This is a genomic window from Vibrio sp. F13 (genome assembly GCF_020806305.2).
GTDB lineage: Bacteria > Pseudomonadota > Gammaproteobacteria > Enterobacterales > Vibrionaceae > Vibrio > Vibrio crassostreae_C.
In genome coordinates this window covers 1,500,079-1,526,762 of sequence record NZ_CP170176.1, presented here as the reverse complement: position 1 = coordinate 1,526,762, position 26,684 = coordinate 1,500,079, and the positions used below count along the sequence as shown (strand labels likewise).

The window sequence follows — 26,684 nt, the reverse complement described above, 5'->3', positions numbered from 1 at the left end:
TCACTCACTTTGTCTTATTTTATGTTTAAATAATTGAATTTGTTTGATTATCCCTCTTTTCATATTCCCTTATAAACCTTTTTGAGGTTGTTTAATGTGGTTTCAGGTGCTTGCCGCCAGTCGCTATTAGATCATTAACGGGTGACGCTGATTTAGTGGGTGTGGGTTAACTGCTCAAATTTCTTACGTAGTTTTATCAACGTGTCATTCCAACTCTGTGTTGCCTTGCTCTCTACGAATAAAAGTCGAGCTTACCTCCGACTCAATCGGCAATTCAAATAACGATAAATCGCATGACCACACCAGTTAAATGCGAAAGCTACGAAGGAGCTGTTTTGAAAGATTTCAATAAGCCGTATATATGTGGACTAATTACGCTTGCCTTACTCGGCTCAAGATGCCGTATTGATATTGGTTCCCTACAACATTAATGAATTACCAAAACCGAACGATGGTTATGGGTATGACGAGGATGGAACAATATCCGGTGTCGGTGAAGACGTTGTCGTAATGTCATCGACTAACGACGCGTATTATCAGGACTACAACAACTCATACGCAGCCCTAGACGGTTGGGGACTTTGTGCAGAACCGATTTTGATTCCTCTAAAAAGTGTTAATTCTGATAAACGTTATCCACTCAATAACGAAACCTTAGCCGGGAATGTTGTATTAATTGATGAAATAACAGGTGATGAAGTTGACACTCAAATATCGGCCGATGGTTTCAATATAATTATTCAGTGCGAATCAGGATTAAAAGAGGGGACGACTTATTCGATCGTTGTTACTGACGGGGTAAAAACTGAATTTAATGAGCCTTTAAAAGCAGATGCCAGTTTTGATGAGTTGATTTATTCAGACGTCCCATTAAATAACGAAAAAGAAGAAGTCCTTCAAGATCAAGTATTGAGTGCTATTGAATCATATTATGCGTTATATCCAGAGAAAGGTATTCCCGTTTATGCTGCGCAGTTTAAAACACAGAGTTCGTATTCGTCGCTAGATGCAATGAAAAGAAACCATCTGCAATATGGTAGTTCATTCACCCAAGAAGAGCCTGTAATTGTAGAGGAAAAGCGGGGATATAACCTGTATACAAAAGTGCTAAAAATTCCGTCGTACTTACCTTTTACAAAAGAGAGGGAGGCGGAATGTATCGTCGATGAATTTGACCCGAAAGAAAATTGCCCACCACTGTATGAATGGATTACCAACACTTCCGGTAGTTTTCCAACTGCGGAGAATCCAATGCCTCAAAAGACAGAAGACCTTGAGGTGACGGCAGATATATACGTACCAAAAGAGTTTAACTGGAATAGTTTTATAGGGTTACCTGTCGCTATTTTTATTCATGGTGTTACAGCAGAGCGCGGCACTGCTTCTTTAATGGCTGCGGAATATACTGATAAAGGTTATGCCGTGGTTGCGATCGATATGCCATATCACGGTGAGCGGATACGTTATGACTCAAGCCCTGAGCACGTGGAAATTAGTGCCCGAGCAAACAAAGCCTTCTTCATCAATATTGATTCCCCTTTAGCGCTTCGTTCTAACCTCCAGCAGTCTGTTTCTGATTTTCTGGGTCTACGCTATGCGTTGAGCCAAGAAGGTTGGGTTGATAACAATAACGTTCATCTAATCGGACAATCGTTGGGTGGGATCATGTCGGTAATGGTGAGTGAGTTTAGTCAAGCAAGCCCTGATTTTCACTCGGATACTAATCCTAATTTTGAATTCAATACGGTGAACTTTGTTGTTCCGGGGCAGGGGCTAACCAACTTGGTTCTGTCTTCTCAAACCTTAGGCCCTGAAATGTCTGAAGGTGTTAAGAAGTCTCCTGATGTTCAGCGTGGCATTGCTGAAACTGTCATACCAGATACATGCATAACAGAAGCAACGAATCAACAATGTATTGAAGCACTTAGAGAGTTTGTAGAGCTTTCATCTGATAACGCGCTGCTTGTTAATCAGCTAGAGAACGACATCTTCGATTTAGTTGTTACCGACCTTAAACAAGGAGTTCAAGCAACAATTGATAGTGCAGACCCTGCTAGTTTCATCTCTCGTCAAGTTAAGGCTGAGCAACCGACTCTTTTGTTAGCTGCAGTTGGAGATTGCGGCGAAACCTGTGACGTTGGCGTTGATTATGTGCCAGACAGCGTAATTCCGAATACCGCGCCAAATAATATTCGAACTGGCACTGAGCCCTTAATTACTGCCCTTGGTTTAGACCCAATAACGGGTACAAAGCGTGATCAGATCGAACTCGGTGGAGTCATAAGAACGACAACCGGTGGACATGGTACGTACTTATTCCCGTATGAAGGCCCCGTTGATGAAAATGGCCTACCGGGTATGCCAGGCGGAAATATGTCAGATGTACGTGAAGCCGTGACAACCCAACAGTTAGCTGTTGCTTCGATGGTGATGACTGACGGTTCGCTTGTTGTCATTAATAACGAAGATCATATCGAAACAGAGGTGCCTCAAAATGAAGAATAAACTTTTTTTGGGCACTGCAGTTGCTCTTGTTCCTTGTCTGATTAACGCGGCCGGTTTTCAACTTAACGCACAGTCCGTAACAGGGTTAGGTCGTGCATTCGCGGGTTATGCTGTTATGGCCGATAGTGCGGCAATTGTGGCTAAGAACAGTGCTGCGATGGCTTACATCGAGCAACCAACACTCTCTGTCGGCGCTATCTATATCGATAGTGGTATTGATGTGTCGAGTGTTAGCTACACGCCAATGATTGGTGATACTGAAATGTTAGATGACCAATCATTAGACGCAGGGACATTAGTTCCGAATATTCACTATGTGCATCCTATCGAAGGTTCTAAGTTTACTTTGGGCGCAACAGTCCATTCCAATTTCGGTACTGACGTTGAGTTTGACGAGTCGTTCGAAGCGGATGAGTTCGGAGGGAAAACAGCGCTTTCCAGTATCAATGTTGGCTTCGCTGTGGCTTACGAGTTGTCCGAACAAATCAACTTAGGTGCCGGGATAGATGTTATCTACGGTGAGGGTGAGATATACCGTCAAAACTTGTTAAATGTAGATGCAGACGGTTTCGGTCTGGGTGCAAATGTTGGTGCGACTTACCAAGTCAACGAACATAACAAGTTCGGTATTAGTTACCGTTACAGCCCAGATATCGAAGTAGAAGGTGACATTACCAAAGGCGGTGTCCCTGCCGACAAGATGAACGTACCTCTACCAGACACTCTAGAGTTTTCCGGTTGGCACCAGCTCAACGAACAGTGGGCTTTTCACTACAGCCTGCAGTGGGTGAACTGGTCTGAATTTGATTCGCTAACATCTGACTCTTATGACGACTCAATTAAAGAGTATCAATGGAAAGACGCAGGACATGTTTCTGTCGGTGGTACATACACCATGTCAAAAGACGTCGTTCTAAGAGCTGGCTACATGTACGACATTTCCCCGACTGACGAACTCACATCGCTCTCTATTCCTGATGTTAACCGTCACTGGTTAACAGTCGGAGGGACGTATAACTTCACCGATGCCAGTTCTGTGGACGTTGGAGTCGGATTTATCATCGGAGAATCACAAGATATTGACGAAAACCTGACGACGATTCCAGCAACGAGTTCCAATATAACTGCTGATGTGACTGCCGATGCTCTCTTGCTTGGTGTTCAATATCAACATCGTTTTTAACTTTTACTTTGGAGTTCAGAACGTAAAAATTTAGGAATCATATAAAAATTGCAGGGCTCGACAGTGAGTTGAGCCCTTTTCTCATTATTAGCTGTTTTAGCATTATTTAAATAGCTGGAAGCTCATTAAGTAAGAAATAGCTGCTTAGAAAAACGTTTTAATTCAGACGAATTCAAACGGTTATGGTTATTAAAAATGAAATTTACAAAGCTTAGTAAAACAATCTGTTTGGCACTGTTTGCCTTACATATCTCTCCATCGTTTGCCCAAGACTCAAACTTGATTCCTGTGACTATCGAAAAAGCGCACAAACAAGCATTCACATCTTCAATCAACGAGGTTGGCAAAATCAGGGCAACGGATTCTGCTGCATTGACATTCAGTGCCTCCGACAAAATTCTCAATATCCATTTCAAAGATGGAGATTCAGTTAAAAAAGGCGAGTTGATCGCTCAATTGGACAATACCAAAGCGAAAGCCGATCTAGACAAAGCAAGAAGCTCTCTAGCGTTAGCAAAGTCGAAATTAAAGCGAGTACAAGAATTACTAAAGAAACAGCCTGACTCTATGTCTCAACAAGATGTTGAAGAACTGGGAGAGCAGGCGAATTTAGCTGCGGCTGATTTCCGTCAGAAAGAAGCGCTAATGAATGACTATTTATTGGTTGCGCCATTTGATGGGCAATTAACCAACTTTACCCACTCAGTGGGCAGTAAGATTGATGGCGCAACCGCGTTGGTGAGTTTGATCAAACTCGATCCTGTCGAAGTTCAGTATTCCATTGGACAATCGGATCTAGGCAACGCAAAACTTGGACAGAATGTCTCTATTCAAGTTGATGCTTTTGTCGATGAAGCATTTTCTGGTGTGGTGGATTACATTGCCCCCGCGGTTGATGAGAGTTCAGGTCGCGTAGAAGTACACGCGCACGTGACCAATCCAGATCATCGTTTAGTTCCGGGCATGTTTGCCAAAGTAAGCCAAATGACGAGCGAAGACACGACTCAAATGGTGGTTTCCCAAAATTCCGTTCAAGCAAAAAATGCACAACGTTTTGTATGGATTGTGAATGGCGAAAAAATCGAGCAACGCATTGTTGAATTGGGCGTGAACACTAACGATGGGTACGTCGTTGTAGAAAGCGGATTGAAACTGGGTGATAAGGTCGTAGTGACGGGGCAACAGAACCTTAAGAAAGCGTCTCTAGTTAAGGTAATGAACCCTAATGCGGAGCAGAAAACAGTTGAGCTAATAACGGAGCCAATAAACAAAGAGGTCACTAAGCAGACCGTTAAGCCCGAGGTAGAAAAGACCGAAACACAGATTGATGAAGCACATCCGGTTGAGCCTTCGGTTGATTGGACGGAAGCAACAAAAGGTGTAGACGAAGCGATCAACGAAAATAACGAGCGTGCGGAAACTAATGCGGCCGCTGAGCAATCATCGAGCGAAAGTCTAAACAAGGAAACTCACAGCAAGGAAATCCAAAGCAAGGAAGCTGTAACAAAGGAGAACCTGAATGAAGCTTCCTGAGATTTGTATCAAGCACCCTGTGTTTGCGTCTGTTCTGAGTATTACTATTGTTTTGCTTGGGCTTTTGTCGTTTCAAAAGCTCTCAATCCAATACTTTCCTGAACATAAAACACCGTCGGCGACTGTAACCGCGGCGATCAATGGCGCGAGCGCTGAGTTCATGTCGCGCAATGTGGCAGATAAACTGATCACGGCGGCAACGGGCTTAGACAGCGTGAAAACCATGACGACCGACTGTCAGGAAGGAACGTGTAATCTAAAAATCATTTTTGAAGATGACATTAATGACGTCGAATACACGAGCTTGATGAACAACCTGCGTAGCAGTGTTGAAGCGATTGGTGATTTTCCTCCTAGTATGACGGACAAGCCAACGGTAACGGATGACTCTTCTGATACCAGTATGCCGAGTAACATCATCACGTTTGTGAATACCGGCAAGATGTCTAAGCAAGACATGTATGACTACATTAGCCAGCAAGTCGTGCCCCAGTTTAAGCACATACAAGGTGTGGGGGGGATTTGGGGGCCGTATGGTGGCAGTGAAAAAGCGGTTCGTGTGTGGTTACAACCTGATCGAATGATGGCGCTTAACATGAGTGCGTCAGACGTGGTCGGTACATTAAGCTCATACAACGCGACATTTACCGCGGGTACTATCAAAGGTCAGGTACGAGATTTCTCCATTAACCCAGTCAACCAAGTGACCAGTGTTGATGATGTGCGAGATTTGGTGGTTCGTGTCGATAACGGCAAGATCATTCGTGTCGGAGATATTGCTGAAGTCAAAATGGGGGAAGAGAGCCTTACGCCGAGCATTCTTCGTGTAGATGACAATTTAGCGATGTCGATTCAGGTACTGCCACTGAAAAGTGAAAACCCAGTTACAGTTGCAAATAAAGTTAAGAAACAGATTGATGTGATTCAGCCTCAGTTGCCAGAAGGCATTGAGATGAAGATGGTTTATAACCAAGCTGATTTCATTAAAACCGCAATTGACGAAGGTTTCATGACTTTGGTTGAGGCGATTGTTCTTGTTTCAGCCGTTGTCGTGTTGTTCCTTGGTTCAGTTCGTGTGGCGTCTATTCCTATTATCACGATCCCAGTCTGTGTGATTGGTGTGTTTGCAGTTATGCATGTGCTCGGGTTTAGTATCAACGTGCTGACTATCTTGGCCATCATTCTTGCGATTGGTTTAGTCGTCGATGATGCCATTGTAGTGGCTGAAAACTGTTACCGACATATCGAAGAGGGAGAAACCCCTTTTAATGCGGCAATCAAAGGGTGCCGAGAGATCGTCTTTCCTGTGATAGCGATGACGCTGACTTTAGCGGTCGTGTATCTCCCTATTGGTTTGATGTCGGGCTTAACCGCCGATCTATTTAGACAATTTGCTTTCACGTTAGCAGCAGCAGTGATCATCTCTGGGTTTGTGGCTTTAACGCTCTCGCCCATGATGTGTGCTTACTTAATGAAGCCAGTTACAAAGCCGGCAAGGTGGTACAAAAAAGTTGATGCGAAGCTGAATGTTCTGTCTGACTTGTACACCAAGGAACTTAGCAAATGGTTTGAGCGTAAAACACTGATGAGTGGTATTGCCTTGGCATTGATTGCTCTATCTGCTTTGGCGGTTTGGACAATGCCTCAAGTGTTGCTTCCAACGGAAGATACTGGTTTTGTTGAGGTCACTTCAACGCCTCCTACAGGAGTCGGACGTCAGTATCACCTAGACAACAACGAGCAACTTAACAGTGTGTTCAAAGGTGATCGTTCGGTAGAGGCAAACTTGTCTTACATCGAAGGGACTCCGACTAATCACGTTTTATTGAAATCATGGGGCGAACGTGACCAGTCAGCTGATGAGTTGGTGAACGAGTTTATCGCTAAAGCGCAAAGTTCGGTCTCTGCTTATGGCATGTCTTTCAAGGTTCGCTCGGCTGATAACTTGAACATTGCCACTAATATGATCCTAGAGTTAACGACGGTTAACCGTGATACCACCGTATTGTCGGAAACGGCGAATGAGGTGGTGGAGGCGCTTGAGAGTTATGAGGGCGTGACCAACATTAAAAATTCGATGTTGCGTGACCAATTGCGTTATGACTTGTCGATTGACCGCAATGCTATCGTATTGTCTGGTGTGGATTACAGTAATGTCACCAATGCGCTATCTACTTTCTTAGGATCAGTGAAAGCGGCAGATCTACAAGCGGATGATGGCTATACGTACCCAATTCAAGTTCAAGTAAATCTTAGTGATCTTGGCGATTTCAAGGTGCTCGATAAGCTGTACGTGGATTCACAGTCGGGTCAAAGGCTTCCTTTATCTCAGTTTGTATCAATCAAGCAAGTGACATCGGAATCTAATTTCAAGACGTTCATGGGTAAAGACAGTGCTGAAATCACCGCGGACTTGATGCCCGGATATACGGCGAGCGACGTGAAGGCATACATTGATGACACGGTACCAAGTCTGTTGAAACCTGCTCAGAGCTACGAGTTCAATGGCGTAGTTAAAGACCTGGTTGATTCAACCGCGGGCGCACAAGTGCTGTTCGTATTGGCGTTGATTTTCATCTTCTTGATCTTGGCGGCGCAGTTTGAAAGCTTTGTTGACCCAATGATCATCTTGCTAACGGTTCCATTGTGTATTGTGGGCGCGATTTTGACGCTTTCGGTATTTGGTCAAAGCCTCAATATTTACTCGAAGATAGGATTGCTGACACTGGTTGGTCTCGTGACCAAACACGGTATTTTGCTGGTGGAGTTTGCCAACGAGAAACGCAAATCTGGCGCGAGTGCGAAAGAAGCGGCGATCAGCAGTGCACGTTCAAGGTTACGTCCAATCTTGATGACCTCACTGACGATGATCCTCGGTTCATTGCCATTGGCACTGGCGGATGGCCCGGGTTCCTTAGGTCGAATCAATATTGGTTTGGTTCTGGTCGGTGGCTTGTCTGTCGGAACTTTTTTCTCATTGTTCTTAGTGCCAGTCGCGTATGTCGGTATGGCGAACCTAAAGCAAATGGATTTGTTGACTCGATTGAGAACGAAACCAGCGTAGCGAGATGTTTTAGGTTTAGCTAGATACTTCAAGGCCCTCATTGTGAGGGCCTTTTGCTGTTGTGGGCTAGATTAAGTGAGGAGAGCGGTTAGAAGTCGTAGTTTAGATTCATTGAGCTGTAGATTTCGGCGTTACTTTGGTCTGATGCGTCAGTGGTGTTGTAGATGTATTCGGTATCAAAAGTTAGCGCCAAATTGCCTATCAAGATGTTCTTTAGATAGCCTTTAAGATTGTAATTGGTGTTCTCTTCACCGTAAGCCATGTTAGCGGTTGCCCCGATAGAAAACGTCTCTGTGAGCGTCAGAGAGCCATCAACACTGGCATTCACGATTAGTTCATAGTTCTCTTTGTTCGGGAACTCTTCATCGGAGGATTGCCGTTGACTGATTCGGTAACCCGGACCAGCAGAGCCTTGAAGTTTGATTCTTTCAGTATCATAAAAGTGGCGACCCAATCCTGTAGCCGTTATAAATTGCTTACGATAAGTACCAAAGTGGTCGTGTTCAAAACGTGTTGTTGCGACCAAATAGGTGACTTCGTTCAAGTCATAGCTGATGCCATAGTTGGTGGTATAGCGATTGGTGCCGTCTTCATCGTTTTCAGCATCGGTATAGTAGGTATCAAACTGAACTCGTTGGCCCCAGTTCTCTTTTTTGTATCCAACAGAGATTCCAGAGTTGATCGACAAAGATGAGCTGGTGTTTTGTGAGTAGATAAACCCGAGTTTGGTCAGGGTTGTAAAAGGGGATTCTTGAGCTTCTTCTTGTAAGTCAGAACCTTCGCTTAATACGACGTCGCCCTCGAGTTCTACTTCTTCAACTTCTTCGGCAAATACGGGCATAGAGATAGCGATTAGAACTAAAGGTAGCTTTATTAAGGATCGTGTGTATGAAACTGTGTTGGTTAATGGGCGCGTTGTTTGTGAGATAGCGTGTGTCGACATAATGGTTTGGTATATAAGGTGATTGAACACGATGAACGCAAGGTTAGTCGTGAAGAGTCGTCAATGATTGAATCGAAAATGCGAGTGAGTTACGACGCAATAGGCAAAGGCGAAAAGATCGTTTTTTTCGCTGAGAACCCATTACCTCGATGAGGATTAAAATCTTCAATGTGGACAAAGAATTCAAGTGTCTCAGAGGGTTTATCGTCTTCGATTAATAAGAACTCGAGTAGTCCTTGTTCTACATGGCATGAAACGATGGTTTCGCTCGATTGATCTGCTGAAATCTGTTCAACGTTGACCAAGACGCTCGTCTCGGGTAAGACATTGAAAGCATCTTGCGCACATTTAAGAATACAGCTGCACACGTACTCACGATATAAGGTATTGCTTTCAGAAAGAGACATCGTTTCAAGCTTTACTTCGCCTTGGCACAATACCTTTTTTTCTTTAGGGATCACGTTGTGCTTATTAACCTGAATGTTGATTTCTAACAGGTGGCCATTCTTATAGGTATTGAAGTTATGGTTAATCAGTTTGGTGTCGACCACCGCTACGTTCATCAGGTTTTGCTGAGCTTTAGAAAGGGCAGACAACTTTGCTTGGCTATCGTTATTCAAAACGCCTTTCGATAACTGATTGCTTTTTACCCAGTAGCTGTAGTTCTGAACCCAATGTACAAATTCCGTTTTATATTGCTCTATGTCTTTTTCTGCTGCTCGCTCGACATTGCTTGTGAGGGTGTGAAACTTAGACTTGTTACCCAACAGAATATCTAGCCAGTATGGCTTGTATTCATCAAGCGCTTCTATGGCTTTGACTTTATGATCGAAGCGAACCGTTGGCATTGCAGGCGCAGGTTCCATGGCAATCGACTCCCAATTTACTTTTGGTGTCGGAATGGTATGGACGGATTGGATTAAGTGGAGGTGCTGATTGAATAAGCTTACTTCACTAACCGCGTTCTCAAGTTGTTTGGTATTCATCTACATTCCTGTCGACGGTTGTTCTTGTCATTTGGCGCCTAGTTTATGGTCAAAGCGCGAGAACAGTATTTAAATGAATGTGAATGAACTTTCGTGAGATTACTTGATATTGATTTAGGAATATTTGGGGGGAGAAAGTTGGGTTCATTATTGAGCTAACAGCACAGAAACACAGAGAACAAGGCGCTCTCTGTGTTGGTCATCTACTGTTATAGAAACTTGCTGATGAGTATTATCTCTGGCGTCTTGCGACCAAAGTAAATCTGTAATCGTTAGATGTGAAGTAGTTACGGCTGTACTCGAACACTGTGTTATTGGCGAGGTAACCTCGAGTACGTTTTTCAATGATAGGCTGAGTTGGGTCAATCCCTAACTGTTTAGCAACGTCTTCAGGCGGAAGAATCGGCACCAGTTCTTGCTCGCTTCTATCAATCACCATGCCTTTGGTGTTCTCAATAAAGTCGTACTTTGATGTCTGCATCACTTGATAGGTGAGATCTGGGAATAGGGCAACAGGTAACCAAGTTTCTTCAACCGTGATTGGATTGTTGTCTATGAAGCGAACACGCTTTACGTAGAAAACTAATTCGCCTTCTTTAATATCTAGATGTTCAGACATCGCCAAAGAACAGGGCTTCATTTCAAAGGCTAGAACATCACTGTGTGTAACCACATCCAAATGCGCCCACTTTTCTTGAAAGCTCGACTGTTTGTAGATGTCGTAATTGATCTTGTTCTCTTTGACGTAAGTACCGCTGCCTTGAACGCTTTCAAGCTCATCGTTTTCGATCAGTAGTTTCAGTGCTTGCCTAACCGTTACACGGCTTACCGAGAATACTTCACGCAATTGCGCTTCTGTTGGGAGTGCTTCACCAACTTTGTATTCTCCAGAACTGATCTTTTCTCTTATTGCATCGGCGATTTGGCGATACATAGGGAGTCTTGCCATTTTTGCCTCATTTGTGCGCTAGGACAACTAGACTTTGATTAACAACCTGTACCTTAAATACGTAAATTTGCTCTATATAAGCTTTGCTTTAAAGGTTAGTGTGAGCATCGTATCGGCGTTTTGTAGTACATATAATACAAATTAAACGATACATAACAAGCTTTCTTAAAGGATTTACCAATACAGTTTAAATACAAATTAAATACAAATATGTATTGATGAGATCGTGATCACGGATTAAATGTCTTGAAGTTGTATTATTCATCTCGTCGGCAGGGACGACTGTCGTACTAATCCGTGACTATGGGACAAAGGTTATGAAACTTACTACTCTAACGAATAAGTCGCTCGTAAATCTGCAAACTACGTTTAGCAGTCGAGAAGAAGCGATTTACGCACTTGCTGACCAACTGAATCAGCAAGGCAAACTGCACAACAAACAAGAGTATCTTGATGCAGTATTTGCTCGTGAAGAGCAAGGCCCGACAGCGCTTGGCGAAGGCCTAGCAGTACCGCACGGCAAGACTGACGCGGTTAAAGAAGCTGGTTTCGCTGTTGCAACATTGAAAGAAGACATGAAATGGAAAGGCCTAGATGAAGACGAAGATGTAAATCTTATCTTCCTAATTGCGATTCCAAATGCAGAAGCGGGTTCTACCCACATGCATCTGCTCACTGCATTGACAACTACATTGGTTGACGACGATGTTCGCGAAGCGGTATTAAAAGCGACAACGGCTGAAGAAATCTTTGCGCTTCTTGATGGCGACAATCAACAAGAAGAAAAACAAGACAACTTAGATACAAATGCGCCGACAATTGTATGCGTTACTGCTTGCCCTGCAGGTATTGCTCATACTTATATGGCGGCAGAATACCTAGAAAAAGCCGGCAAAAAGCTTGGCTACAAGGTTCATGTTGAAAAGCAGGGCGCAAACGGTATTGAAGATCGCTTAACTGCGGAACAACTTAATAATGCTGTAGCGTGTGTGTTTGCTGCTGAAGTTGCGATTAAAGAATCTGAGCGCTTTAACGGCATTCCTCGTGTTGAAACACCAGTTGCAGAACCGATTAAACACGGTGAGCGCATTCTTAATGAAGCGATTGAAGAGTCGAAAAAAGGTAATGGTGCAGAACGCACAGTGGCTACTGACAACAAGCCTAAAAAGTTGCCACTGAAAACTGAGCTTAAACAAGCACTGCTTTCTGGTATTTCTTACGCAGTTCCTCTGATCGTTGCTGGTGGTACTGTTCTTGCGGTTGCTGTTCTTATCGCACAAATTTTTGACCTGCAAGATCTTTACGCAACAAAAGATTCTTGGCTATGGATGTATCGCAAACTAGGTGGCGGCCTACTGGGTACATTGATGGTGCCAGTACTGGCGGCTTACACAGCTTATTCACTAGCAGACAAGCCCGCACTTGGCCCTGGTTTTGCCGCAGGTATTGCAGCAAACATCATTGGCTCTGGTTTCCTAGGCGGTGTTGTTGGTGGTTTGATTGCGGGTTATGTGATGCGTTGGGTAAAAGAGCATGTTCGCTTAGGCCCTGCATTTAACGGCTTCCTTACTTTCTACCTTTATCCGGTGATCGGTACTTTGGTGGCAGGTAGCTTGATGCTGTTTGTTATCGGTAAACCTGTAGCGTTCCTAAACCAAGGTCTAACGGACTGGTTGAACGGTATGTCAGGCACCAATGCGCTGTTATTGGGTGCGATTCTTGGTCTGTTTGTATCATTCGACTTAGGTGGTCCGGTAAACAAAGCCGCTTACGCATTCTGTTTAGGTGCAATGGCGAACGGTGTTTATGGCCCATACGCAATCTTTGGTTCAGTAAAAATGGTATCGGCGTTCACCGTAACGGCTTCAACCATGATTGCTCCACGCCTATTCAAAGACTTTGAGATTGAAACCGGTAAATCAACTTGGCTACTTGGCTTGGCGGGTATTACTGAAGGTGCAATCCCAATGGCGATTGAAGATCCAATCCGTGTAATCGGCTCATTCTTACTAGGCTCTGTAGTCACAGGTGCAATGGTGGGTGCGGCAGGTATTGGTCTATCGACTCCGGGCGCAGGTATCTTCTCTATCTTCTTGTTACACGATTCCGGTTTGGGCGCATTCTCTGCTGCGGCAATCTGGTTCGGTGCTGCGATTGTCGGCACAGTAATTTCAACCATTACTCTTCTGATGTGGCGTGGTCACGCTGTAAAAAAGGGTAAGTTTGAAGCAAGCACTGCAACACAGAACTAACTGAATTTTGAGTTAGCTCCTAACTCACTGTGAAATCAATATATAAAAAATAATAAACAACTTGGCTGTCCTAAATACCTGTGCTCCTAACGGTTTTATTCACACAGATTCTGGGCGTGGTTTTCTGCACCCTAAATTTAGTGGCAGCCAATTTTAACCCCTTGAAAAACTTTAATTTAGTCGTATTTGAGTTCGAATTTTAGATTTACTCGAAGCGACACATTTAGGTAAATGATTATGACTACATCACGCGTACATATTACTCCACACATGCACTGGGATCGTGAATGGTATTTCACAACAGAAGAGTCTCGTATTCTTCTAGTGAACAACATGGAAGAAATCATGAACCGTCTGGAGAGTGATCCAGAATACAAATACTACGTTCTAGATGGTCAAACCGCCGTTCTAGAAGACTACTTTGCGATCAAACCAGAGAACACAGAACGCGTAAAAGCATTGGTTGAAGCGGGCAAGTTAATTATTGGCCCTTGGTATTCTCAAACCGACACAATGCAAGTTTCTGGTGAGTCAATTGTACGCAACATGATGTATGGTATTCGTGACTGTATGAAGTTTGGCGATGCAATGAAGATTGGTTACCTACCAGATTCATTCAGCATGAGCTCACAGCTGCCAATGATCTACAACGGCTTCGACATCACGCGTGCAATGTTCTGGCGTGGTTGTTCAGAGCGTCATGGCACCAACAAAACAGAATTCTTATGGCAGTCTAATGACGGCAGTGAAGTAACGGCACAAGTGCTTCCGCTGGGTTACGCGATTGGTAAATACCTTCCACAAGACGAAGAAGGCTTGCGTGCTCGTTTAGATAAGTACTTCCCAGTGCTAGAAAAGCCATCGGTGACTAAAGATATCTTGCTACCGAACGGCCACGACCAAATGCCGATTCAAAAAGACATCTTTGAAGTAATGGACAAGCTTCGCGAAATCTACCCAGATCGTGAATTCTCAATGAGCCGTTACGAAGAAGTGTTCGAGAAAGTAGAAGCGGCGCGCGACCAACTCGACACAATCAAAGGCGAGTTCAACGACGGTAAATACATGCGTGTTCACCGTACGATCTCTTCTACGCGTATGGACATCAAACTGATCCACGCAGAAATCGAAAACAAGATTGTAAACATCTTAGAACCGCTAGCGTCTATCGCTTGGACATTAGGTTTTGAATACCACCACGGTTTGATTGAGAAAATGTGGAAAGAGAGCATGAAGAACCACGCTCATGACTCTATTGGTTGCTGTTGTTCAGACAAGGTACACGCTGAAATCTTAAACCGTTACATCCTTGCGGACGACATGGCGACCAACCTGATTCACTTCTACAAGCGTAAGATTGTTGACCACATGCCAGATCGCGAAGGTTGCGACAAACTGGCGATGTTCAACCTTTCTCCATACGAGCGTGAAGAAGTGGTTAACACCACTATCACTATCCGTGCTCAAGAGTTCTCTATCTTTGATGAAAACGAAAACCTAGTTGAGTACTTCATCCAAGACAAGCGCCAAATTGACCCGGGTAAAGTAGACCGTCAAATCGTTCACTACGGTAACTACGACCCGTTCATGGAGTTTGATATTCAAATCAAACGCATTGTGCCAGCGATGGGCTTCACCACGTTACACATCCAAGGTAACGAGAAGGGTGCAGTAAAAGTTGCAGAACAAAAAGACTACTTACTAGAGAACGAGTACTACCGAATCAATGTAAACGACAACGGTACTCTGACTATTTTCGATAAAGAGACAGAGCAAGTATTCGACCAAGTACTTCGTTTGGAAGACGGTTCTGATGACGGTGATGAGTACGATTACTCTCCATCTCGTCAAGAATGGTTACTGTACTCAGACGAGTTCCCGGTCGAAACATCGATTGACCACCAAGGCTTCCAATCGGTAGCGAACATCGCTTTCCTAATGAACGTACCTGCAAACCTTGCAGAGCGTGAAGAACGCACGGGTCAAAATGGATTCGTTGAAGCGCAATGCCAAGTGGTATTGAAGCAAGGTTCTCGCCGCATTGAAGTACGTATGGAGCTAGACAACCAAGCCGACGACCACCGTGTACGTGTGCTAGTACCAACGCCATTCGTTTCTGAAACTGTGGTTGCGGATAACCAGTTCGGTTGTATTACTCGACCAACCAATGACCCAGCAATGGCGGTTTGGGAAGAAGAGAAGTGGAAAGAAGCACCGGTTCCGGTTTACCAACTGATGAACTTCGCTGCATTAGAAAACGGCAAAGCGGGTATGGCGATCATGTCGAATGGTCTGCGTGAATTTGAGGTGATTGCATCTCAAGGTGACGAAAACCGAGATACCTTCGCACTGACACTGTTCCGTGGTATCGGCGTGTTGGGTAAAGAAGAGCTATTGCTTCGCCCAGGCCGTCCATCAGGCATCAAGATTCCGACACCAGATTCGCAAGTGCGCGGTAAGTTAGTGTGTGAATTCACGTTGTGCGGTTTCTCTGGTAACCATATTGACGCGAACATCATGGCGCAAGCACGTGACAATGTCACTCAAATCGAATGCTACAACAAGATCCCTTACAACGCGATGAAGCTCAACGTGGGTGAGCAGAACCTACCTATGAGTTTTAGCCTTCTGTCTAAGCAACAATCAGGCGCGGTGTTGAGTGTGCTGAAGAAAGCGGAAGACGAAGATGCACTGATCATGCGTGTCTACAACCCGGCAGAATCGGGTTCAGTATCGGATTCAATCTCTTTTACTCAAGCGGTTTCAAGCTGGAAAGAGACAAGCATGGACGAGCGCGTACGCGAAGGTGATGTAGCATCTGAAGAGTTCGGCCAGATAGCACCTTGCCAAGCAAAAACATTCCAAATCAAATTCTAATTTCGATAACCCGCTCACCTTGGTGGGCGGGAATGGTGAACGACAATGAAAATTGTAATTGCCCCTGATTCATTTAAAGAATCACTCGACGCTCATCAAGTTGCGTCTTGTATTGAGCGTGGATTTGCCGATGTTTTCCCTTACGCAGAGTTTGTGAAAATTCCACTCGCCGATGGCGGAGAAGGCACGGTAGACGTGTTGCTAGAGGCGCTCAATGGTAAGAAGCAACGGCTGCACACGACGGATCCAATCGGGCGTGAATGTACGGCTTATTGGGCTTCGTTGGAACAGACTGTTGATGGCGCCAACGTAAAAACTGCCTTGGTGGAATTTGCTCAAGCATCGGGTTTAGACCTATTAACCGTAGAAGAAAGAGCACCGTTAACCGCATCTTCGTTTGGTACTGGGCTATTGATCAAAGATGCACTAGATCAAGGTGTTGAACAAATCATTATTGGTTTGGGCGGCAGCGCAACCAATGATGCAGGTGCTGGCATCTTACAAGCGTTGGGAGGCAAGTTATTAGACAAGCAAGGCAACGAGCTATCTGGTGGCGGCGCCGAATTAAGCCGGTTAGCAAGCATCGATCTTGAAGGACTGCACCCTAGATGCAAAGAAGTGACGTTCGTGGTCGCGTGTGATGTGAATAATCCATTATGTGGCGAAAGCGGAGCCAGTACTGTGTTTGGTCCGCAAAAAGGCGCATCAAAAGCTCAAGTTGAACAACTTGATACTGCGATCGGGCACTTTGCCGATATCGCTCAAGCACATACGGGTACTAATCATCGCGACACAGCTGGATTTGGTGCTGCTGGTGGTACACCTCTGGGGTTAAGTCTTGCATTCAATATCCAAATTAAAGCGGGTATTGAGGTGGTATTAGATGCCTTGGATGCAGATAAGGTTCTTGAAGGTGCTTCACTGGTCGTGACCGGAGAGGGGCAGATGGACAACCAAACCCTGCAAGGTAAAACACCTTTCGGCATCGCTCAGCGAGCTCAAAAGTTGAGTATTCCAACCATTGGAATTGCGGGCTCTTTGGGGCAAGACGTTGAAAAACTTTACGGCTCAATGTCTAGCTTATTTGGAACCGTACGTTCACCTCAGTCTTTAGACCAAGTTTTATCAGAAGCGAATCAAAACCTGACTCGCACTGCCCGTAATATCGCCGCCACGCTCAAGCTTGGTAGCCAGATTTTTAATGAGAAGTAATTATGTCTCTATTTAAACTCGACAACGTTATTCAAAACTACGCATGGGGAAGCAAAGACTCCATTAACCAATTGTTTGGTATTGTGAACCCAAACCAGGAACCTCAAGCAGAAATTTGGATGGGTGCTCATCCAAATGGTTGTTCAAAGGTAGGCGATACCGGTGAATCGCTTTCTCACATGATTGATGAAAACAAAATCGATGTCTTAGGCGGATACACGGCGGCTCGTTTCGGTGAATTGCCTTTCTTGTTTAAGGTGTTGGCCGCTGAAACACCGTTATCGATTCAGGTTCACCCGAACAAGCGAAAATCAGAATTAGGTTTTGAGCGTGAGAATGCACTTGGTATCCCTTTGAATGCGTCTAATCGCAACTACAAAGATCCAAACCATAAACCTGAGTTGGTTTATGCGTTGACCTTCTACAAAGCGATGAATGGCTTTCGTCCAATCGACGACATTATTGCCTTGTTCGAAGAAGCGGATATTCCTTCGTTAGCGATTGAGCTTAATGTACTAAAAGCTAATGCCGACAGTGATTCTTTGAAGTCGTTCTTTAGCGCCATTATGTCTCTTGAAGGTGACCGCAAAGCGTCTGCGCTTAATGAGCTTTATGCTGCACATGCGCGACCAGCCAAAACGGTCATGGGGCGTGAAGCTCTTCAATACAGCATCGAATTCAAACAGCATTATCCAGGTGATATTGGCTTATTTGCGCCATTAATGCTTAACACGGTTGAGCTGGCGCCCGGTGAAGCGATGTTCCTGTTCGCAGAAACCCCACATGCTTATGTTCAAGGTACGGGTTTAGAGATTATGGCAAACTCAGACAATGTGCTGCGTGCCGGTCTCACTCCCAAATATATCGATGTCCCTGAGCTTATCGACAACACAATCTTTGAGCCGATTAAGCCAGAAGATATCCGCCTTAAGCCTGTATTGAAAGAGGGCAAGATGAGTTATCCGATTCCAGTGGATGACTTTGGCTTTGATATCTTGTCTGCGACTGATGAGAGCAAGTCACAGTATCTACGTAGCGCGGAGATCTTGTTCTGTGTGGAAGGAGAGGCGACCGTCACTTCAGAAGGGCGGTCAGTTTCTCTTAAGCCCGGAGAATCGGTCTTTGTAAGTAGTAATTCAAGTGTTTACCAATATCAAGGGAATGGCATTTTGGCTCGTGCTTTTAACTAGTGCCCCCGTGCTAGCGATCAGCAAAAGAAATGTCAGAGTGCCACTGTAAAGTGGTACTCAATATTGGATTGATGGTTGTTACCTATCTGTCTTTGACAGTCATGATTATTGACCATACCCGCTACTCTGGCGGGTTTTTTCATTATTAGAATGAGCAGATATAAGCTTGTAGAAAAGACAAACCCTGCGATCAGAGCAGGGCTTTTTATTGAATTAGTACTGAGTGACTGGTTAGGCAATGTGCGTCATTTTATTAAGCACAAAGGCTTCAATACAACCTTCAGTCGCAGCCATGTAGTCAGCGATGTGTTGGCTCGCTAAGTGTTTCTCTAGATGAACTTCAGACTCCCAGTTCTCATGAAAAACGAAGTGAGCAGGGTTACTGTTATCTTGGTGCAGATCGTAGTTAATACAGCCGTCTTCAACACGGGTTTTATCGATCAATTTAATCATCTCAGCTTTTACAAGCTCAGTTTTGTCTTCTTTAGAGACGATCGTTGCAATAATAGTCAGTTTGCTCATTTTCAATTCCTTCGCTTTAAACTCGGTAAGTTTAAGTAATATAAGTATAAATTCAGAATGAAGAAAGAGTTCTGAAATCCAATAACTATGGTTCTTACCATCCACAATTCAAACTCGAGAGCATAGGGCCAGAGCCGAGTAGGTTATGCTTATTAAAAAAAGCCCTCATAGCAATATGAGGGCTTTTGAATAAGAATCAAACTGTGTTGTTACTGGGGTGTTAAGCGTACTGTCTTACCTTAAGCGTATTGCTCAACCGTCATTGCCCAATTTTTCTTCTGTTGTTCGAAATTCATTTTGATTTGCTGATAACGAACCTTAAGAACAGAGTGTTCGTACTTCTTCACAACGTCTTCGCGCTTGCTTTCAAGTAGCTGTTTTTTAACTTCGTAATATTCGTTCATGTTTGATACTAGAGCATCAAACTCTTGTTGAAGCTTCTCTGCGATTTGTTGCTTGTCGGCACGATGCATGATTTTTTGCTGGGTGCGTTTAAGTAACATTGACGCTTCAGCTTTCTCAATACGAGCTTGAGGGGTTTTCTTAAGCTTACTTGCCAGTCCCATCAACGAAGCACTCTTAATCAACCATTTTGTTGGATCGTATTGCCACCAGTAGATGCCGTTACGGTAGTCGTTCTCAAAGATGTGGTGGAAGTTGTGGTAGCCTTCGCCGAAAGTGAGTACTGCTAACACACCGTTATCACGCGCTGTGTTTTTGTCAGTAAAAGGTTGGCTACCCCAGATGTGAGCAAGAGAGTTAATAAAGAATGTTGTGTGGTGGTTAAGTACCAAACGAACTGCACCTACGATTAACAACATGCCAATCAGGTCACCGTAAATCACGCCTAAAGCGATAGGAACACCGAAATTCATTAGTAATGCTAACAGAACATAGTGCTTGTGCTGCCACATAACAATCTTATCTTTTTTAAGGTCACGGCAGTTTTCGTAGTTTTCGTACATTGAGGTGCTGTAATTACGAATCATCCAGCCAATGTGTGAGTACCAAAATCCACGTTTTGCAGAGTATGGGTCTTTGTCGTTGTTATCGACATGCTTGTGGTGAACACGGTGATCAGAAGACCAGTGTAGCGCGCTGTTCTGCAGGGCAAATGCACCACCTAATGCAAACAGTAATCTTAGGCTTGAATGCGCTTCAAACGCTTTATGTGACCATAAGCGGTGATAACCTGTCGTGATTGAAAGGTTACAGAACGTAAAGCAGATTGCTAGCCATATCCAGTGCTCCATGCCATAGCCAAAAAAGTAGCCATAAACGGGAGCCGCTACAACAGCAAGCAGCATACTAAAAGAGAACACAAAAATATTGAGCCAGATTAATGGCGGCTTTTTTGTAGATTGTTTGTCGGCACTATTCATTAGCAAATTTCCATTGGGCTTACATCTGTGCGCTAGAATATCAGCGTACACGTGTAAGTCAATATTGAAAGTGTAAACGTGTATTAGTATGTTTTGCTTAAATATTGTATAAAGGTAGTGTGAAATGTAGTAGCAAGTCATAAATGGAAGTACTAAGGGCTAATAAATGGAAATTAAGGTAGCTGAATATAAAGATTATGAGCGGATTGCCCAATTACACGCGGATAGCTGGAAGCTATATTACCGTGGCATTCTTGCTGATGATTACCTAGAACATGATGTTTTGGAGGACAGATCTGTTATTTGGCAGACTCGTTTGATTAATCCTCCTTTCAACCAACATGTTTTATTGCTTGAGGAAGGCGGTTTACTGGTTGGTTTTGTCTGCGCGTTCGGTAATCACAACTTTGAGCGTGGTACGTTCATCGATGCGTTACATGTAGATAATAATTATCGTGGACAAGGTGTAGGCAAGCGTCTGTTGTCTGAATTGTCGAAGTGGTTGCAGCAATACTATTCGGACTCAGGGCTTTACCTAGAGGTGATGTCTGAGAACCACCAAGCGATTGCTTTTTATCAGGCGATTGGTGGCAAAGAAGAACTAGAGCAAGTTTGGAACGCACCATGTGGCAGCCAAGTGAATGAAAAAGTGATTTCTTGGAGCTCTCCCGTTGAACTTGAACAGAAAACAGCGAGCGTTGTGTATTCTTAGTCGATTCTTGTTGAATACTGTTTTTTTGCTGAGTAGCAGGTTCTTAACGAAGCTATTTTAAAGCAGAAGAACAAAGACAAAAGCCCCGAGTATTAAGTTGCTCGGGGCTTTTTTGATTGAATTAGTGGTCGTTTTAATGATTCGCAAAGATGCGTGAAATATTGGGCGATTAATCACACCATGTGATTCTTATTCCTACCGCCTTTTTTCGAAATGTAGAGTGCTTGGTCAGCGTCGTCGATAAGCTGCTCGACAGAACCAAGGGCTTGATGGGCATGTTTCACACCGATTGAAATTGTTACTTCTAATCTAAGGCGAGTAGGGGATTCTAAAAGGGCATTAACCAGCGATTCAATTGAAGCCTCGGTTTCTCCTTGGACCAGCACCAAAAACTCTTCACCGCCGTATCGAAAGCAGTTACTGCTAGTCGGTAGTCGTTTTTGAATCTCATCGGCCAGTTCTTTAATCACCATGTCACCCATTTGATGGCCGTAGGTGTCGTTAATCGATTTGAAATGATCAATATCTATCATGAGCGATGTAATGGATCGCTGACGGTCTATGCTCGGTTCTATCACCTGATGAAGATAAAGGCGGTTGTAGCAGCCCGTTAGTGCGTCTTGATAGGAAAGGGCCTCGAACATATTAGATTGCTTGCGAAGCTGAATCGCTTGTTTGCGGAGTTGCTCGGATTGAGCGAAACGTTTGTGTACTTCCAGGTCACGTCTAACACAGGCCGCTGAGATTAGGATGTAAGCCGAGATATAAACGGAAATTGTTTCTATTTCATGCTCTGGCTCCGCTTCATAAAGCAGTGGCGCAAGGCCGATGAGATAAGCCAAAAAGATAAACGACAGCGTAGATATACTGTATCTGGCTGACAATCTTGAAAACGTACCAATGTAGATCATCACTAAAATGATGCCACCTTGGTAATCGAAGTTGTTCAGCTCGATGGCTAGTCGACCGATATAGACCAAGAAAAGTGAGCTAATTACAAGGAAGGCACTTTCTACGAGTTTCAAAACGTTGGGTTTGTTTGTAATACAGTATCTGGCGGCGGCCATCATCAATAAAAAAAGTATGACTCGGAAAATGATAGGCGTAATGCACTCGCTACCAAAGTGGATGTAGTCGGTGACGATAAAAGCACAGAATATTGAGATAGGGATGTAGATGAAATTTATGTACGGCAAATAAATTTCATTATCGAAATAGGTTTTAAATCTTTGATTCTTGAACCCAGAATAAGAGCGCATTGAGAAATTAGCCGAGATTGATACACAATAATTTGCGTAGTATGTCACAGTCTTTGGGATTGTAAACGACCATTTCTATAGATTTGTCAGTATGTTAGCTAGATCAACAAACGGTAGCGGGCAATATTCACGCTCTATTATCGATAGAGCGTGAATATCTAGAGGCTGGTGTAAGAGTGGTAAACAGAAATTAAAGCAGATTATAAAAACTAATCGCGATTAACGCTTGTTCTTCAGGTAACGCTTACGACGCTCTTCTTTTTTCTTAATCTGTTGTTCCGCTTTCAGCGCAGCCGCTTCTTCAACTTCGATCAGCTCTTGTGTGATCATTTCTGGCAACTCAAGCGTTACCTTACCTAAAGTGCCATTACGCAATTCGTGAAGCAGGATTTCTGAACATTTGTGAATGTCGATATGACCACCGGCACGAAGTGCACCACGCTTACGGCCAATCGCTTCCATCAGTTCGATGTCAGACTCTGGCAGCTCTTCAATTTGGTAACGCTCTTGCAAAAGGTTAGGGTACTGCTTTGCTAGGTATTCTACTGTGTAGAATGCCACTTCATCGTATTCCATTGCTGTATCTTTTACAGCACCTGTTGCAGCCAAGCGGAAGCCACTGTGTGGGTTTTCTACTTTAGGCCAAAGGATTCCTGGAGTGTCTGAAAGGATCACGCCATTCTGCAGGTTGATACGTTGTTGACGACGAGTTACCGCAGGTTGGTTACCAGTAACCGCGATCGTACGTCCAGCCAAGCAGTTGATAATGGTCGATTTACCCACGTTCGGGATGCCCATGATCATTGTACGAATATTCTTGCCCATCTGTTCACGGTGCGGTGCCAGTTTACGTACCAGCTCCATAACGTGGTTAACTTCTTCTTTTACGCTAGTCGTAATCGCAATCGCTTTAACGCCTTGCTCCTTCTCGAAGTGCTCAATCCAACGTTGAGTCAGTTCAGGATCTGCAAGGTCACGCTTGTTCAGCACTTTTACACAAGGCTTATCGCCGCGCAGTGAAGAGATCATTGGGTTTTCACTACTGAACGGGATACGAGCGTCCAGTACTTCGATGATCACATCAACTTGTGGGATAACTTCTTCGATTTCTTTACGGGCTTTATGCATGTGACCCGGAAACCATTGGATTTTACTTGCAACCATATGAAAAATATACCTTTTGTTTTTATGGTAAATCTGATGGGGTATCAGGTGGGGTACCAAAAGAAAAAATCAGATAGTGGGGGGACTAGAAGTATTTTTACGACCACCTTAAGCCCCATCAACATTGTTGTGATCATTTTAACACTTTAACTGTTTGGACGAAAATCATAGTCAATTTAATAAATTTCACTTAGGTAGGTGGAAGCTGTCTGCGAAATACATCATTCTACTTGAACGGGTTCAGCTCATCAGATTGTTGGTTGGGCGTAACTGGAGTCCAGACTAAATTTTAGGAGTTTTAACGGGTGTAGGAATACCCAGGAGGCATGTGCTGATTTATTGATATATAGCTGAAGAGAAGGCTAATAAAGATAAGCTCTGCCGACACTTTAGGCAAGGACATAAAGAGTATCGCAAAGGTAAAAGGATTAAAGTTGTAGCTATTATGAGGGTACTGTAAATTAGATAAAGGCGTCGCAGAGAGACAACCTTGAATATACTGATGCCTTACAAAAGGCATGAAGGCACGGTTTACAGCCGACAATGATCGTTATTTTAAGAATCTCGAAGCGATTGGCAAAACATTAGATGCTTAATTGCAGGCCGAAGAAGTGTCTCGAGTTTTTGGCAATGAGCCTTCATGTTCAGAGAAATATGCGTGGTTACTTAAATGGTGAAGTTTCGCTTTTGGACTTGAATTCGGTTTTTTAACGTATAACTATGGGCACCAGATGGACGAAAATAAAGAAAAGCCCTATAAATAGGGCCTTATTGAAGGTTGTGAATTGAGGCTGAAAGCAGTTAGTATTCTGATTTTCAGTGTTGACTTTTTTGTTATTTAAAAAAAGGTTTGATTTTTTGTTAACGAGAGTGTCGCATTGCAACCACAACTTGTGCTATTTCAGTTGCTCAAAGCGCATATCAATGAGATTTTTTATGATTTCATTGATGCTACTGTCTTCTTGTTCGACCAACCACATCAATCGCTTTTTCGTCCTGTCTGTCATCGATACGCTATAGGGCCTCTTACCATTACATTTATCTCGAAACTTTTTTTGACTCCATGCGCGCTTCATTTTACCAATCAAGAGTGATTTACGATCTGGCTTATCGTGAAGCATATCGAAAATCGCAACAATAGCGGCTCTTTTGTCTTGTTCGCTTGAAACGCTCCAGACTTTTGACTGAAGTCTGTAACCTGTATCTTTTATATACTTCCATGACCAATTGCTTTGAGCTGTTTGGTTTTCTTCAAGCCAGGCTGACATTCTCGTATCTTCCAGAATGGACTCCCAAGTGTTTAGCAGTGTTTGAATAACTTTACGCTGCTGTGATAGTTCTAGTTCGGAACTCCGAAAGCTATCAATGATATTGCTTTTCCTTGCAGTGAAATTATTACTCATTGGCTTAAAAGCGTCATGTGATAATCCATCAAAGTTTCTGCCAATATCAAGATCGAGGCCAAAGTCATGTAGTTTTATTTTGTTGGAGTTACCTCTTCTAAGCTGATCTCGAAACTTAATTCTGTCAAATATCTTGCTTTGTTCCCTCAGATAACACCATACCCAGTTACAGAAACGTTCATCTGAGTTATGGAGCCATAAAAAATCCTCACCAGATAGTTGACAGTTTTGAAAATCAGTCTTCATTTTCTTAATGTGATTACTGTTAATTTTCCCATTTTTTTCTAGGTAGGATAATTCCTGTCTAAGAGCATTCAAACATTCTTGAACGCTACTGAAACCTTCCACCGATTGAAAAGTATCCTGATTAAGGGCTTGATTTAGGTAGTTGATATAGAAGCTGCATTCGCGGAAGGAATAAGCATTAAATGGTTCTTTAGGTACGTGAAAAGCCATAGTTGATATGCCTCTGTCGTTAAGTTCAGTATCCAATATATATCATTAATTATAATTACTGTGTAGTAATTTTAGTGATATATATGTGATTTTTTGGTGGTTATTATGTGGTTTTAGTGTGAGTTATTAGTGAGGTTATTCTGCATTTTATTGTGGCAATTCATTGGTATTGTTGCTCTGAACGGTGAGCGGAACTAGGCTAGATGTACATAACTTCTGAGTGGATTACAGGACACCCGTATTACGTGCAGCATTGTCCTATAAGGTTTGTGACCAAGTAGCTGAAGAGCAGGAGTGTCGGTATGACTATTATCTGATAGTAAGGTGGGTAACTATAAGCGTTACACCTACCCTAAGTAGGTGATAGAGATAAGGTAAAAAATAAGATGAGTGGGGATACCTGTAGATAAACAACACAGGAACTAACTCATGAAAGAATCAACTTACCATGGACTAACTATTCAAGGTTCGCAGGAAGAAAATAACATGCTCTATCTCGATAGATTGCTTACTACAATGAACAGTGCGCTTGAAGAATACACGCGAGTGTACGCTATTCGAATTGATCTCAGATTGCCAGTCGATGATAGTTTCTTTGATTGTCTTAGCCGAGATGAAATTGTTAGTTATAACCTTAGACGAACAAACTTGATGAAACGCTTTACAGAGTCTTTAAGCGCCAGAATTGAAGCTCAGGCGCGAAAGATACGTGGAGAGCGAAAAAGAGTACATTCCTGTAATGTCAGGTATGCTTGGGTAAGAGAGCGTGATACATCATGTAACGATCATTACCATTTAGTTCTGTTTCTCAATAAAGAGCGCTTTTGCAAGGCAGGTGACTACTCAGGGCAAGATAGCTTAGCCGCTTTAGTGATAAAATCCTGGGCGAGTGCGCTTGGCTGTGCAGCCGAAGATGTTTGTCGTTTGGTCTACTTCCCGAGAAATCATGGTTATCACCTGGATTCAAACCACAAAGATTTTTCTTATTGGTACAGTAAGCTGTTTTATCGAATTAGCTATCTAGCAAAGAAGAGAACTAAGCGCTATGGCGAGGGGCATCGTTGCTTTGGCTGTAGCACTAGGTAACCTCGA

16 protein-coding genes and 2 pseudogenes are annotated in these 26,684 nt (G+C 43.5%); 10 read left to right on the top strand and 8 right to left on the bottom strand.

Features of this window, described 5'->3' with window-relative positions; genetic code table 11:
* Positions 1–293 precede the first annotated feature (293 nt).
* From LMH68_RS21620 to LMH68_RS21605, 4 genes and pseudogenes are all read left to right on the top strand, one after another.
* A pseudogene (locus tag LMH68_RS21620) lies at positions 294–2,505 on the top strand (lipase).
* Positions 2,495–3,688, top strand: a complete 1,194-nt coding sequence (locus tag LMH68_RS21615) for an outer membrane protein transport protein (RefSeq protein ID WP_229647836.1) — start codon at positions 2,495–2,497, stop codon at positions 3,686–3,688. The pseudogene LMH68_RS21620 and the gene LMH68_RS21615 overlap by 11 nt, the downstream one beginning before the upstream one ends.
* A 195-nt stretch (positions 3,689–3,883) precedes the next feature.
* Positions 3,884–5,221 carry an efflux RND transporter periplasmic adaptor subunit gene (locus LMH68_RS21610; protein ID WP_229647835.1) on the top strand — a complete coding sequence of 446 codons (1,338 nt, stop codon included), beginning with the start codon at positions 3,884–3,886 and terminating at the stop codon, positions 5,219–5,221.
* Complete coding sequence (locus tag LMH68_RS21605; protein ID WP_229647834.1) at positions 5,208–8,285, top strand: efflux RND transporter permease subunit; 3,078 nt, start codon at positions 5,208–5,210, stop codon at positions 8,283–8,285. Before LMH68_RS21610 ends, LMH68_RS21605 begins: the two co-directional genes overlap by 14 nt.
* Before the next feature lie 88 nt (positions 8,286–8,373).
* Here the strand turns inward: LMH68_RS21605 and LMH68_RS21600 are convergent, their stop codons facing one another.
* The 3 genes from LMH68_RS21600 to LMH68_RS21590 form a co-directional block, all read right to left on the bottom strand.
* On the bottom strand, positions 8,374–9,126 hold the full coding sequence (locus LMH68_RS21600; RefSeq protein WP_229647862.1) for a DUF481 domain-containing protein: 753 nt from the start codon (positions 9,124–9,126) through the stop codon (positions 8,374–8,376).
* 191 nt (positions 9,127–9,317) lie between these two features.
* The gene (locus tag LMH68_RS21595; protein ID WP_229647833.1) at positions 9,318–10,214 is read right to left on the bottom strand and encodes a hypothetical protein; all 897 of its coding nucleotides are present in this window, start codon (positions 10,212–10,214) and stop codon (positions 9,318–9,320) included.
* Positions 10,215–10,446: 232 nt separating this feature from the next.
* Positions 10,447–11,163 (bottom strand): GntR family transcriptional regulator, encoded by a 717-nt coding sequence (locus LMH68_RS21590; protein WP_010430026.1) that lies wholly within the window; start codon positions 11,161–11,163, stop codon positions 10,447–10,449.
* A gap of 317 nt (positions 11,164–11,480) precedes the next feature.
* Here LMH68_RS21590 and mngA point away from each other — a divergent pair, with 317 nt between their 5' ends.
* The 4 genes from mngA (at position 11,481) to manA (ending at position 18,694) form a co-directional block, all read left to right on the top strand.
* Positions 11,481–13,415, top strand: a complete 1,935-nt coding sequence (gene mngA / locus LMH68_RS21585) for a PTS 2-O-a-mannosyl-D-glycerate transporter subunit IIABC (RefSeq protein ID WP_229647832.1) — start codon at positions 11,481–11,483, stop codon at positions 13,413–13,415.
* A 237-nt stretch (positions 13,416–13,652) separates the two neighbouring features.
* Positions 13,653–16,292: a mannosylglycerate hydrolase gene (gene mngB / locus LMH68_RS21580; protein ID WP_229647831.1), complete on the top strand. Its 2,640-nt coding sequence runs from the start codon at positions 13,653–13,655 to the stop codon at positions 16,290–16,292.
* Between the two features lie 45 nt (positions 16,293–16,337).
* Positions 16,338–17,504 carry a glycerate kinase gene (locus LMH68_RS21575; protein WP_229647830.1) on the top strand — a complete coding sequence of 389 codons (1,167 nt, stop codon included), beginning with the start codon at positions 16,338–16,340 and terminating at the stop codon, positions 17,502–17,504.
* A 2-nt stretch (positions 17,505–17,506) separates the two neighbouring features.
* Positions 17,507–18,694, top strand: a complete 1,188-nt coding sequence (manA, locus tag LMH68_RS21570; protein WP_017070588.1) for a mannose-6-phosphate isomerase, class I — start codon at positions 17,507–17,509, stop codon at positions 18,692–18,694.
* A gap of 231 nt (positions 18,695–18,925) precedes the next feature.
* Here the strand turns inward: manA and LMH68_RS21565 are convergent, their stop codons facing one another.
* Both LMH68_RS21565 and LMH68_RS21560 read right to left on the bottom strand, forming a co-directional pair.
* Complete coding sequence (locus LMH68_RS21565; protein WP_102428841.1) at positions 18,926–19,216, bottom strand: putative quinol monooxygenase; 291 nt, start codon at positions 19,214–19,216, stop codon at positions 18,926–18,928.
* A gap of 239 nt (positions 19,217–19,455) precedes the next feature.
* Positions 19,456–20,598: an acyl-CoA desaturase gene (locus tag LMH68_RS21560; RefSeq protein WP_229647829.1), complete on the bottom strand. Its 1,143-nt coding sequence runs from the start codon at positions 20,596–20,598 to the stop codon at positions 19,456–19,458.
* A gap of 166 nt (positions 20,599–20,764) precedes the next feature.
* Between LMH68_RS21560 and LMH68_RS21555 the strand changes: the two genes are divergently transcribed.
* Positions 20,765–21,310, top strand: coding sequence for a GNAT family N-acetyltransferase (locus tag LMH68_RS21555; protein WP_229647828.1), 546 nt, complete (start codon positions 20,765–20,767; stop codon positions 21,308–21,310).
* 169 nt (positions 21,311–21,479) lie between these two features.
* On the opposite strand, the pseudogene LMH68_RS21550 reads toward LMH68_RS21555, so the two are convergent.
* The 3 genes and pseudogenes from LMH68_RS21550 to LMH68_RS21540 form a co-directional block, all read right to left on the bottom strand.
* Positions 21,480–22,506 (bottom strand): annotated as a pseudogene (locus LMH68_RS21550) (GGDEF domain-containing protein).
* Positions 22,507–22,788: 282 nt separating this feature from the next.
* Entirely contained in the window at positions 22,789–23,733 is a 945-nt protein-coding gene (gene ylqF / locus LMH68_RS21545; protein WP_086714176.1) for a ribosome biogenesis GTPase YlqF, read from the bottom strand.
* A gap of 896 nt (positions 23,734–24,629) precedes the next feature.
* On the bottom strand, positions 24,630–25,628 hold the full coding sequence (locus LMH68_RS21540; RefSeq protein ID WP_133154074.1) for a hypothetical protein: 999 nt from the start codon (positions 25,626–25,628) through the stop codon (positions 24,630–24,632).
* 393 nt (positions 25,629–26,021) lie between these two features.
* Here LMH68_RS21540 and LMH68_RS21535 point away from each other — a divergent pair, with 393 nt between their 5' ends.
* Entirely contained in the window at positions 26,022–26,678 is a 657-nt protein-coding gene (locus tag LMH68_RS21535) for an inovirus Gp2 family protein (RefSeq protein ID WP_086714178.1), read from the top strand.
* The last annotated feature ends 6 nt before the right edge of the window (positions 26,679–26,684 follow it).

Bases quoted from the DNA above. Each gene is read 5' to 3' on its own strand.
- LMH68_RS21610 (WP_229647835.1), top strand. From the start codon at position 3,884: ATGAAATTTACAAAGCTTAGTAAAACAATCTGTTTGGCACTGTTTGCC.
- LMH68_RS21565 (WP_102428841.1), bottom strand. From the start codon at position 19,216: ATGAGCAAACTGACTATTATTGCAACGATCGTCTCTAAAGAAGACAAA.
- LMH68_RS21615 (WP_229647836.1), top strand. From the start codon at position 2,495: ATGAAGAATAAACTTTTTTTGGGCACTGCAGTTGCTCTTGTTCCTTGT.
- LMH68_RS21600 (WP_229647862.1), bottom strand. From the start codon at position 9,126: ATGCCCGTATTTGCCGAAGAAGTTGAAGAAGTAGAACTCGAGGGCGAC.
- LMH68_RS21560 (WP_229647829.1), bottom strand. From the start codon at position 20,598: ATGAATAGTGCCGACAAACAATCTACAAAAAAGCCGCCATTAATCTGG.
- LMH68_RS21595 (WP_229647833.1), bottom strand. From the start codon at position 10,214: ATGAATACCAAACAACTTGAGAACGCGGTTAGTGAAGTAAGCTTATTC.
- mngB (WP_229647831.1), top strand. From the start codon at position 13,653: ATGACTACATCACGCGTACATATTACTCCACACATGCACTGGGATCGT.
- mngA (WP_229647832.1), top strand. From the start codon at position 11,481: ATGAAACTTACTACTCTAACGAATAAGTCGCTCGTAAATCTGCAAACT.
- LMH68_RS21535 (WP_086714178.1), top strand. From the start codon at position 26,022: ATGAAAGAATCAACTTACCATGGACTAACTATTCAAGGTTCGCAGGAA.
- LMH68_RS21605 (WP_229647834.1), top strand. From the start codon at position 5,208: ATGAAGCTTCCTGAGATTTGTATCAAGCACCCTGTGTTTGCGTCTGTT.
- manA (WP_017070588.1), top strand. From the start codon at position 17,507: ATGTCTCTATTTAAACTCGACAACGTTATTCAAAACTACGCATGGGGA.
- ylqF (WP_086714176.1), bottom strand. From the start codon at position 23,733: ATGGTTGCAAGTAAAATCCAATGGTTTCCGGGTCACATGCATAAAGCC.
- LMH68_RS21555 (WP_229647828.1), top strand. From the start codon at position 20,765: ATGGAAATTAAGGTAGCTGAATATAAAGATTATGAGCGGATTGCCCAA.
- LMH68_RS21575 (WP_229647830.1), top strand. From the start codon at position 16,338: ATGAAAATTGTAATTGCCCCTGATTCATTTAAAGAATCACTCGACGCT.
- LMH68_RS21590 (WP_010430026.1), bottom strand. From the start codon at position 11,163: ATGGCAAGACTCCCTATGTATCGCCAAATCGCCGATGCAATAAGAGAA.